The organism is Mesorhizobium sp. M2A.F.Ca.ET.042.01.1.1, from assembly GCF_003997405.1.
In the GTDB taxonomy this organism is placed as follows: domain Bacteria; phylum Pseudomonadota; class Alphaproteobacteria; order Rhizobiales; family Rhizobiaceae; genus Mesorhizobium.
In genome coordinates this window covers 50,923-61,968 of record NZ_RZRX01000008.1, presented here as the reverse complement: position 1 = coordinate 61,968, position 11,046 = coordinate 50,923, and the positions used below count along the sequence as shown (strand labels likewise).

Annotated in this window: 10 protein-coding genes; 2 read left to right on the top strand and 8 right to left on the bottom strand. The window is 64.8% G+C overall.

All coding sequences use genetic code 11. The annotated features are described in order from the left end of the window. The first annotated feature begins 29 nt into the window (after positions 1-29). Positions 30-1,121, top strand: coding sequence for an acyltransferase (locus EOA23_RS02765; RefSeq protein ID WP_127302827.1), 1,092 nt, complete (start codon positions 30-32; stop codon positions 1,119-1,121). Between the two features lie 40 nt (positions 1,122-1,161). Then, positions 1,162-2,445 (top strand): O-antigen ligase, encoded by a 1,284-nt coding sequence (locus EOA23_RS02760; RefSeq protein ID WP_127302826.1) that lies wholly within the window; start codon positions 1,162-1,164, stop codon positions 2,443-2,445. A gap of 122 nt (positions 2,446-2,567) precedes the next feature. Here EOA23_RS02760 and EOA23_RS02755 read toward each other — a convergent pair whose 3' ends face one another. The 8 genes from EOA23_RS02755 to EOA23_RS02720 form a co-directional block, all read right to left on the bottom strand. Next, the gene (locus tag EOA23_RS02755) at positions 2,568-3,143 is read right to left on the bottom strand and encodes a DUF1349 domain-containing protein (RefSeq protein WP_127302825.1); all 576 of its coding nucleotides are present in this window, start codon (positions 3,141-3,143) and stop codon (positions 2,568-2,570) included. Positions 3,144-3,163: 20 nt separating this feature from the next. Next, positions 3,164-4,603: an aldehyde dehydrogenase family protein gene (locus EOA23_RS02750; protein WP_127302824.1), complete on the bottom strand. Its 1,440-nt coding sequence runs from the start codon at positions 4,601-4,603 to the stop codon at positions 3,164-3,166. 120 nt (positions 4,604-4,723) lie between these two features. Next, entirely contained in the window at positions 4,724-5,209 is a 486-nt protein-coding gene (locus EOA23_RS02745) for a hypothetical protein (protein WP_127302823.1), read from the bottom strand. 62 nt (positions 5,210-5,271) lie between these two features. Then, a complete protein-coding gene (locus EOA23_RS02740; protein ID WP_127302822.1) occupies positions 5,272-6,159 on the bottom strand; it encodes an ABC transporter permease in 888 nt (295 codons plus the stop codon). Further along, positions 6,156-7,115, bottom strand: a complete 960-nt coding sequence (locus EOA23_RS02735) for an ABC transporter permease (RefSeq protein WP_127302821.1) — start codon at positions 7,113-7,115, stop codon at positions 6,156-6,158. The genes EOA23_RS02740 and EOA23_RS02735 overlap by 4 nt, the downstream gene beginning before the upstream one ends. Positions 7,116-7,146: 31 nt before the next feature. After that, complete coding sequence (locus EOA23_RS02730) at positions 7,147-8,787, bottom strand: ABC transporter substrate-binding protein (protein WP_127302820.1); 1,641 nt, start codon at positions 8,785-8,787, stop codon at positions 7,147-7,149. 56 nt (positions 8,788-8,843) lie between these two features. Further along, complete coding sequence (locus EOA23_RS02725) at positions 8,844-9,617, bottom strand: DUF427 domain-containing protein (RefSeq protein WP_126063055.1); 774 nt, start codon at positions 9,615-9,617, stop codon at positions 8,844-8,846. An 11-nt stretch (positions 9,618-9,628) separates the two neighbouring features. Continuing rightward, entirely contained in the window at positions 9,629-10,987 is a 1,359-nt protein-coding gene (locus EOA23_RS02720) for an LLM class flavin-dependent oxidoreductase (protein ID WP_127302819.1), read from the bottom strand. Positions 10,988-11,046 lie beyond the last annotated feature (59 nt).

The window sequence follows — 11,046 nt, the reverse complement described above, 5'->3', positions numbered from 1 at the left end:
ATCTTGTTTGGACCGCTTGAAGGCATAACATGCAGCCCGCAGCCCCGCGTCACGTATATCTGAATCTCGACGCCATCCGCGGCGTGGCGGCGATCAGCGTCATGCTCTATCACTTCTCGCCGTTCCTGGCCGATGGCAAGGTGCTGCCGTCGAGCTATCTCGCGGTCGACCTTTTCTTTCTGCTGAGCGGCTTCGTCATAGCGCATGCCTATGACCGCAAGATCGAGAACGGCATGGGCTTCGGCTCGTTCGTGGCGATCCGCCTGATCCGGCTTTATCCGCTTTATCTCGCCGGCACGCTGCTCGGCTTCTTCTATCTGCTGGTCAAGAACAGGCTGATGCCGGCCGAGTACATGCCGCTGTCCGAGATCGGCCTGCAGCTGACGACAGGCATGTTCTTCATCCTGCTGGTCAGCGACGCCTATCACACGATCTTCCCGCTCAACCCCGCTTCGTGGTCGCTGTTCTTCGAGCTGATCGTCAACATCGCCTATGTCGCGGTGTTCGTCCTTTTGTCACGGCGGATGCTGACGGGGATCGTCGTCGTTAGCCTGGTCCTGCTCGTCGCTGCCTCTGTTTTCGCCGGCACGCTGGATTTCGGCATGACCGGCAAGACCATCGTCAGCGGGCTGCCGCGCGTCACCTTCTCGTTCTTCCTCGGGGTGCTGCTTTGCCGCTCCATGGCGCGCTGGCAGGGCAGTCTCGGCTTCCTGCGGCGCGGCTTGTGGGTCGAAGGCGCGATCCTGCTCACCCTTGCCGTCTTCGCCATCGCACCGGCCGGCGGCGCGCGCGTTGTCTACGATCTTGCGGCAATCGTCATCGTCTTCCCAATCATGGTGGCGACCGGCGCGGTGGCGCCGACCGCACCGCTTCTGTCAGGCTTCTATGGCTGGCTCGGGCGGATTTCCTACCCGATCTACATCATCCACACGCCGATGCTGATGATCATCGCCGGAGCCGGCAAGGCCTTCTCCATCGATCCTTTCGCGCACCATCCCTGGTTCGGTATCGTCATGGCGGTCTCGGTCGTCGTGATCGCGGACATCGCCACGCGCGTTTATGACGAGCCGGTGCGGCGCTTCCTGCAGCGGCAGATGCAGCGCGCGCGAGCCGTGGCTTAGCGCGGCTCACTCAAGAAGGGCTCAACGGACAAAATCCGGCATGAAGATTCCGAAATCCATTCTGATCGATCCCGATCGCAACGAGACCTACGGCGCCTTCGCGGTCGCGGTTTCCGTGATCGCCTTCGCCTATTCGCCCAATTTCGGCCAGATCCTGATCCTCGCCTACTATGCCGTCTGGCTGCCGCTGCTGTTCGTGGACTACCGGCGCTTCACCTGGAGGCTTTCCGCGGCGTGGCTGCCGATCACGCTTGCGCTCTATGTCTGCCTCTCGGTGTTCTGGTCCCAGGCGGCGGGCATCAGCGCGCGCGCGGCGGTGCAATATACCTCGCACATCGTCTGCGCCTATGTCGCGGCGCGCACCATCAGCGTGCGCACGCTGCTGGCGGGCTCGCTGATCGGTATCTTCGTCGTTCTGCTCTATTCAATGAAAGTCGGCGCTTATGCGCTCGACATCATGGACGGCACCGTCAATTTCGTCGGTGCCTTCGGTTCCAAGAACCAGGTCGGCTTCTTCGCCTCGCTCGGCATCTTCTTTTGCCTTGCGTTCCTGGTCTTCTATCGGCGCAATTGGCTGGGCTTCGCCTGGACCGCGCCAATCATGCTTTTGTCGGTCTACATGCTGGCAATCGCCCATTCGGCGACGTCCGTGGCCTCGTTGCCGGCCGTGATCGGCGTCGTGTCGCTGCTCACCATGAGCAAGGTGCTGTCGCTGCGCTATCGCCGCGTGCTGTTCGTTGTCGGCGCCGGTGGGCTGGTGACGGCTGTCGTGGCAGCGCTCAACCTGGGCCTGCTGGATGTCGTGCTCGGCATCTTCGGCAAGGATTCGACGCTCACCGGCCGCACCTATCTGTGGGAGCAGGGCTGGGAGGCGGCGCAGCAGCATCCGCTGCTCGGCTATGGCTATGCCGCCTACTGGGTACAGGGCTTTGCCGATCCGGAGCGGCTGTGGGCGGAATTCTATATCTCGACCCGCACGGGTTTCCACTTCCACAACACCTATGTCGAGACGCTGGTGGAAATCGGCTTCATCGGCGCCACCCTGCTGGCGCTGGTCATCCTGCGCGCTTTCTATGGCCATGTGTCGAAAGTGGTGTTCGGCGACTGGAGCGCCGATTCGGTGGTGCTTGCCGGCGCGATCGGACTGATGCTGATCCGCTCCTTCTTCGAGGTCGAGATGCTCGGCCCCTACTTCACGGCGTCCTTCATCGTCTATTACGGCCTGTTCAGGCTGACCCCGTTGCCGGCTTTCCGGCGCCGCAGGGTGGCCGTTCCGGCCGAGGACGAGAGGCCTGCCAATGGCCGCGTCCCGGCGCCGGTCTGATCAGAATAGCCAAGCGCAGTTCCGGGCGGAAACCGCTGCGCCGGAGACAACAGTTTCGACCTCAACAGCTTCGTCAGCGTGCGCAAAGAGAAGGGTGGGTTTGTCCACAACCGCTCCCGATGTCAGTCGTGCAGGTCCCGCGAAATCGCCGGCGCGATGGTAAAATCGGAAAACGTCACCTCAAAACCCTCGCGCTGCGGCGAGCAGCACATCATGCCGACATCGGCCGACTTCGAGACCGGGAAATAGGCCAGCCGCACCGGCTTCCAATGGCCGTCGGCGGCATCCAGATATTGGATGCGGATCGCCTCGGCGTGACGGGTCAGGCGAATCCTGACGCCGTCCTTGCCGGCGGCTATGGCGACCAGCGACCAGTCGGAGGTGTCGTTGGTGGCGACGACCGAAAAATAGGCCAGGCCGTCGGTGTATTCGATGCCGGCCTTGATCCAGTGCGTTTCGCTCAGGCGCAGCATCAGCCCCGCCTGATCGTAGAGCACCTTGTAGTCGCCCTTGACGGTGACCTCGGCGCTGAAGTCACCTTCGACGGGACGATAGAGGAAATGGCCGTTGTCGCGCCAGAAGCCGTAAAAAGTCTCCCGCCAGAAATCCGTCTCCTTGCCGGTGCGGACGGTGAGCGTGCCGTCGCCGACCGCGTGGTGCGGCGGCGGGTTGAGCCATGTCATGTCGGCTACGCTCATCGATCTCCTCCCCGATTGGATCAGCCGGCGAACGTATAGGCCGTCTTCACCGTGGTGTAGAACTCCATGGCGTAGCGGCCCTGCTCGCGCGGACCGTAGCTCGAGCCCTTGCGGCCGCCGAACGGCACGTGGAAGTCGACGCCCGCCGTCGGCAGGTTGACCATGACCATGCCGGCTTCGGAATTGCGCTTGAAATGCGTGGCATGCTTGAGGCTGGTGGTGCAGATGCCCGAGGTGAGACCGAACGGCGTGTCGTTGGCGACTGACAGGGCCTCGTCATAATCCTTGACGCGGATGACATTGGCGACCGGGCCGAAAATCTCCTCGCGCGAGATGCGCATGGCGTTGGTGGAGCCGACGAACAGCGCCGGCTGCAGGTAGAAGCCCGGCGTGTCGCGCTCCAGACGATCTCCGCCGAAGGCAAGCTCGGCGCCTTCCTGCCGGCCGATGGCGATGTAATCCTCGTCCTGCTTGAGTTGGGTCTGGTCGACGACCGGGCCGATCTGCGTCTTGGCATCCAGCGCATCGCCGATGACCAGCTTGTCCAGGCGTTCCTTCACGGCGTCGACGAAACGGTCGTGGATGCCGTCGGTGACGATCAGGCGCGAGGACGCGGTGCAGCGCTGTCCAGTCGAGAAATAGGCGCCGTTGACGGCGCAGTCGACGGCGACCGCGAGGTCGGCATCGTCGAGCACGACCAGCGGGTTCTTGCCGCCCATCTCGAGCTGGAACTTGCGCATATGCTCCACACTTGCCGCGGCGACGCGCTTGCCGGTGCCGACCGAGCCGGTGAAGGAGATGGCGTTGACGTCGGGGCTGTCGAGCATCGCCTGGCCGACCACCGAGCCCTTGCCCATGACGAGGTTGAGCACGCCCTTGGGCAGGCCGGCGCGGTGCAGGATGTCGACGATGGTCCAGGCGCTTTCGGGAACCAGCTCAGCCGGCTTGAAGACGATCGTGTTGCCGTAGGCGAGCGCCGGCGCGATCTTCCAGGCGGGAATGGCGATGGGGAAATTCCACGGCGTGATGATGCCGACGACGCCGACACCCTCGCGGGTCATCTCGACGCCGACGCCGGGCCGCACACTTGGCACCATCTCGCCCGATAGGCGCAGCGTCTCGCCGGCGAAGAAGTCGAATATCTGCGCGGCGCGGATCGTCTCGCCGACACCCTCGGCCAGCGTCTTGCCTTCTTCACGCGCGAGCGAGCGGCCGATCTCGTCCTTGCGCGCCATGATCTCGTCGGAGGTCTTCTTCAGCACCGCGTGGCGGGCCAGCGGACCCGAGCGCGACCAGGCCGGAAACGCGGCCTTGGCGGCGGCAATGGCCTGCTTTGCCTCCTCCGGGCCGGCCGAAGCGTATTCGCCGACGACGTCGTTGGTGTTCGAGGGGTTGATGTTGCGCGAGCCGGCCTCGCCGAGCCACTCGCCGTCGATCAGGTTCTTGCGGTGCAGGGTCATCTTGTTTTTCCTTGGGTTCTGGTCGCGACGGCCTCTGGCCGGGTCAATTGTCAGACAAATGATATAGTCATTGTCCGGGAGGAGGTCTACCCGCGATCTTAAACCTAGAGCCGGTTCGCGTCAGGTCGAGAACGACCAGAACAGGCAGGCGAGCGTGACCGCGCCGAACACGACGAAGAACAGGCTTCTGAGCAGGACGTTGCGGCGAAGCTCGTTCATGGTGAGGTGTGCCGCCACGATAGCCGCGACGAACAGGAAGCGCCAGTTGAAGAGCGCCCAAAGCACCTCGTGCTGGCCGAAGGCCCATCTGGCGATCAGCGCGCCGACAATGGTCGCGAACAGCATGATCGTCGCCCAGAAGATCGCGTCGGCGGCATGGGTCAGCACGATGCCGGCGGCCCGGATCGGCAGGACCATCATCAGCATGGCGCCGAAGAAATAGACGGCGGCGATGGCCAGGAAGGAGCCGGCGTCGGCGATGCCGTCGAGCCGCTTCACGCCAAACGCGCCGTAGGGATAGCCGTGCCTGGCAACCGCCAAAGAGAGCGCCATCAGCAATGCGCTCAGAACCGATAGCAGTGCGAATGTGCCGAGGGCCTTGCTCATGCCGTTCCCTGCCGAGACGAATCAACGGGAGTCTAGCAGAGCGCGAGCCTCAGAAGGTCAAATCACCGTTCGCTATTCTCGAAGGCGCCGATACCTTGAGCGATGAGGTTGGTCGCCATGACCAGCGAGACGATCGCGGCTGAGTTGAAGACGACGACCCACGATTTGCCGCCGGTGAGGAAGCCGTAACCTTCGGCGACCGCCAGGCCCCAGTCGGCCGAGGGCGGCTGGATGCCGAGGCCGAGAAAGCTCAGCGTGGCGATCGAGAAGAAGGCGTAGCCGAGCCTGGTGACGAGCTCGATCAGGATCGTCTCCCTGATGTTTGGCAGGATCTCCAGCACCATGATGGCCAAGGCATTCTCGCCGCCGAGGCGGGCCGCGCTGACATATTCGCGCCCCTTTTGCTCCCGCACCGCGGCGCGCACGGTCCTGGCCACCAGCGGCGCATAGGCGATGGCGATCACCAGGATGACGGTCAGATTCGAGGGCCCGAGCGCCACCAGCGTCATGGTGACCAATACGATGAAGGGGAAGGCCATCAGCGTGTCGAGCAGCCTGGCGCCGACCGCGTCGACCAGCCCATCGAAATAGCCGAGCACCAGGCCGATGATGGTGCCAGCGGTAACGCCGCCCAACGTCGCGAGCGGCGCGACCAGCAGGATGTCGCGCGATCCGACGATGATGCGGGACAGCACGTCGCGACCGAGATGATCGGTGCCGAACCAGTGCGCGGCGTCCGGCGGCGTCAGCGTGGCGAGGAAATCCTCGGCATAGGGGTCGTAGGGAACCAGCCGGTCGCCGAACAGGGCGCAGGCGATCCAGAAGGCGAGGATCAGCGATCCGATGATGACGGAGACGGGAAGGCCGCGAACGGCGCGGCCCAGCCTGCCGGCGACCCGCAGGACAGCGGGCGCGTGCGACGGCGCCGGGAACTCCAGGAGATCCATCATAACGACGCCCGCCGCCGCTGCCGCGGGTCGAGCAGCGCCTGGACGAGATCCCCGGCCGCGGCCGACAGGACAAAGATCGTCGCCATGACCAGCACGCCTGCTTCCAGCATCGGGAAATCGCGCGACTTGGCGGCATTGAGCACAAGATTGCCGAGGCCCTGGATGCCGAACAGCGCCTCGATCACCACCAGCCCGCCGAGCATGTAGCCGCTCTGCGTCGCCAGCACCGCGATGGTCGGCGTCAGCGCGTTGGGCAGCACGTGGCGGACAATGACCTGCCGGCGATCAAGCCCTTTCAGGATGGCGGTGCGCGTATAGTCGGCGGCCAGCGCCTCGATGACGCCGGCCCGCGTCATGCGCGCCAGATAGCCGGCGAGGTTGAGCACCAGCGGCAGCGCCGGCAGGATCAGATAGTAACCGCTCGTCCAGAAGCCTACGCCATCGGGCGCGGCACCGGTGATCGGCAGCCAGTCCAGCCACAGGCCGAAGACCAGGAGCAGGAGCAGGCCGGAGACGAAATCCGGGACGATGCCGAAGGTGATGCCGGCGAGCACGATCAGCCGATCGGCGAGCCGACCCTGGTTCAAGCCCGCGACGATGCCCGCGCCGACGCCCAGCGGCACAAGAAACAAAAGGATGATGCCGGCAAGGGCCGCCGAGCGGCCGAGGCTTGCCAGCACGAAGGGTGCGACCGGCGCGCGCATCGACAGCGACGTGCCGAAGTCGCCGCCAAGCGCCGCGCTGAACCAGCGCCAGTACTGGACAAGCACCGGCTGGTCGGCGCCGAGCTGTCTGTTCAGCGCCGCGACGGCCTGCGCATCGGCGAAGGGACCCAGCATGACGCGCGCGACATCGCCGGGCAGGACCTGCCCGGCGAGGAAGACCAGCGCGCTAACCAGCCACAAGGTGAGGAGCAGCGAGGCCGCGCGCGCCGACAAGGCGCGGCCGGTCAGCATCCGGTGCCCCGGCCGGTTTGGCGTTTGCGCATCATGCCTGGACGAAGGAAACGCGGTCGAGCAGGAGATGCGAGATGGCGGTGAAGCGCACGCCCTCGACCTTCGCACTGGCGATCCGGCTATACTGCGAGAAGTAGCTGATGATTTCCGGCGTCTCGTCGAGCAGCAGGGTCTGGATCTTGCCGGCCGCGATGCGCTGCGTCTGCAGGTCGCGGGCCTTGCCGTATTCGACCAGCAATGCGTCATAGTCCGCATTCTTGAAATGCGCAGCGTTCCACGCACCATCGCTCTTCAGCGTCGCGTTGAGGAAGATGTCGGGCGTGCCGCGATGGCCGAAATCGGTGATGCCGAGATTGGAATCGAGCCATGGCGAGCTGCCGAAGGTCGCGGAACCGTAATAGGCATCCTGCGGCAGGACATTGAGCTTGATGTCGATGCCAGCCTTCTTGGCGAAGTTCTGGATGATCACGGCGTAGTCGGGAATGTCGTAGGCGCGTTCGGTGGTCAGCGTCACCTCGAAGCCGTTGGGCACGCCCGCTTCGGCCAGCAGACGCTTGGCCTCGGCGATGTCCTGCTTGCGCTGCGGCACCGACGGATCGGCCGAGGGGAAGATCGGCGCGAACGGGGTGTCGTTGCCGACGATGGCGCGACCCTTGAGCAGGCCCTTGACGATGGCCTCGCGGTCGAGGGTGAGAGCCAGGGCCCGGCGGATGCGCTTGTCGGTGAACGGCGCCTGGTCGGTCCTCAGATGCACGGCGTCGTGCGAGCTCGCCTGGACGCTGAGCAGCTTGAAATTGGCATTGCCCTCGATCGCGAGTTCCAGGCGCGTGGTGCTCGGGATGACGTCGAGCTGGCCGGCCTGCAGCGCCACGACCTGCGCCTGCTCGTCGTCGAAGAATTTGATCTCGACCCGGTCGGGCAGCGCCTTGTCGCCCCAGTAATCGGGATTGCGCACGAAGCTGGCGCCCTGCTTGGGACGGAAGGATTCGAGCTTGAACGGACCGGTGCCGTTGAAATTCTTCTCGAAGTCGCCGGCATAGTCGGCCGGCAGGATCACGGCGTTGTAGACGTCGGAGGAGACATAGAAGGGGAAATTCGAGTTCGACTGGTCGAGATCGAAGGCGACCGTCTCGTCGTCGACGATCTTGGCGCCGCCCTTGGAGAGGATGCCCTTGTAGGCGGAGAGCGCCGAGGAGCCGCTGTTCGGATCGACCAGACGCTCGAAGCTCGCCACCACGTCCTTGGCGGTGACGGTGCGGCCGTCATGGAATTTCACGCCGGGCCGCAGCTTGAAAGTCCAGCGCTTGGCCGTCTCGTCGGCTTCCCAGGACAAAGCGAGCTTCGGCTGCAGCCCGTCCTTGGGATCGTCGAGGATGAGATATTCGCCGACCTGGCTGAGCACGCCGATGCTGGCCGGATCGGTGACCGTGACCGGATCGATCGCCTTGGTCGGCTGGCCGAGCCCGACCCGAACAGTGCCGCCGGGGGCAGCTGCGCGGGCCCGGGAGAAACCGAGGCCTTGCGAAGCCGCAAAGCCGGTCAGGCCGATGAGCGCGGCGTATTTCAACAGGTCGCGACGCTTGAGATAGCCCTTGGCGTATTCGTCGACGGCGACGTTCCAGATGTCGCCGGAGAGATTGCGAAGGGCGTCGATTTCGTTGCGTTTGGTCATTTTTGCCTCTGTGAAAATCGTGGTTTCTGAAATGAAGCGGAGAAGACGGGGCCGGATCAGACCGGCTGGCCGTCGAGATGGATGCGGTCGACTGCTTGCGGATAGAAGGCGATCAGGCCCTTGATCTTCGGCATCTCGGCGATCGGATCGCGGTAAGCCCAGGCGATGTCCTCGCGCAGCGAACCGTCCTTGAGCACGCCCGACCAGTAGGACGCGATGCCCTTGTAGGGACATCGGGTCCTCGTCAACGAGGCCCTCAACCGGTCGAGCCGGACATCCTCCGGCGGCAGGTAGAAGCGCGTCGGCAGGTGCGTTTCGAAGAGCAGCACGGGACGGCGGCTGTCGGCGATCGGCTCGCCGTCGAACCAGATCTCGACATGGCTGGAGCTCTGCAGCACGTCGATGCGCGCATAGGGATCGCGGGCATGGACGAAGACCTCTTCGTCCTCCTCGAACCACTGGTCCACGAGGTTCCAGGTGAAGGCGACGCGGCCGGCGAGCGGCGCGAGGTTCTCATCCGGCGGCGCCGTGAACGACCAGGCGGCATCGGCGGCGCGCCTGTCGCCGGCTTCGATGTCCCAGTATTTCGTCTCGCCGCCGATCGGATGCTGCTGGCCCTGTTTCGACGGCTTCAGCACCGACTGGTCGACGGCCGCCAGCGGGAAGAAGTAGATCGGCAGGAAATGGTTGGAGCGCAGCACCAGGACGTTGCGGCTGTCGGCGATGACGCGGCCGCCGAACTTAACGCGGATGCGCTTGGGGCTGTGCAGGACGTTGATCAGTTGCGGCGCGGTCGCCTCGCGCGGCTGCAATCTCGGTGCGGCGGTCATGACGGCTCTCCTCAGGACACGGCGCGCTGGTTGGCGCGCTGCTCGGCGAAGCGGTTGGCAGGGCGGGCGAGGCCGAAGCGGTCGCGCAGCGTTCCGGGCGCGTATTCGGTCGGGAAGACGCCGCGGCGCTGCAGCTCCGGCACGACCTGTTCGGCGAAGTTGATCCAGTCTTCCGGCAGCAGCGGGAACATCAGGTTGAAGCCGTCGGCGGCACCTGCCTCGAACCAGTCCTGCAACTGGTCGGCGATCTGCTTCGGCGTGCCGGCGACGGTCGGCACCGAACCGCTGTTGGCGAGTTTTCGCGCGATCTCGCGCAGCGTCAGGTTCTGCGTCGCCCACTGCTTGACGCGGTTGAGCGAGGTGCGGCCGCCGTTGAAGGTGCTTTCGTCGGGAAGCTGCGGCAGAGGGCCGTCCGGCGGATAGGCCGAGAGATCGATGCCGCTCCAGCTCGACAGGAGATCGATGCCGACACGATCGGGGAGCAGCGTCTGGAGATAATCCTGCCTGTCGCGGGCCTCGGCCTCGGAAGCGGCGACGATCGGCAATATGCCGGGCAGGATCTTGAAGCTCTCCGGCCGCCGGCCATGACGGGCGAGGCGCTCGTTGATGTCCTCGCGATACCGGATGCCGTCTTCCCTGGTGCTGTAGATGGCGAAATGGGCGTCGGCATGGGCGGTGGCGAAATTCTTGCCGTCTTCCGACGAACCGGCCTGGACGATCAGCGGGTGGCCCTGCGGCGGCCGCGAGACGTTGAGCGGCCCGCGCACCTTGAAATGCGCGCCGCGATGGTCGAGCACATGGACTTTGTCCGGATCGGCGAAGTAGCCGGTCTCCTTGTCGAACAGCAGGGCTTCGTCCTCCCAGCTGTCCCACAGCCCCTTGACGATATCGAGGAATTCGGCGGCGCGCTGATAGCGGAAGGCGTGCTCGATATTGCCGTCGCGGCCGAAATTGCGCGCCTCCTCGTCCATGGCCGAGGTGACGACGTTCCACGACGCCCTGCCGCCACTGATATGGTCGAGCGAGGCGAACAGGCGCGCGACATTATAGGGTTCGCTGTAGGAGCTCGAAGCGGTGGTGATAAGGCCGATATGTTTCGTCACGCCGGCCAGTGCCGACAGAAGCGTCAGCGGCTCGAGGCGGGCATTGGCGTAATGCGCGACGCCGCTCTTCACCGAATCCCAGATGGACACATGGTCGGCGACGAATATGGTGTCGATCCTGGCGCGTTCGGCGGCCTGGACCAGATCGCGATAGTAGTCGAAGCCAAGCACTTCCCGGCCGGGCGCGCGCGGATGGCGCCACGACATGCGATGGTCGCCCTGCGGGTTGAAGAAGAATGCGCTCAGGATCAACTGATTTCGCGCCATGCCGGCCTCCTTGCAAATCGCTGGGAGAGAGGCGGGCGCCGTTTTGTCCGGCGGCCCGC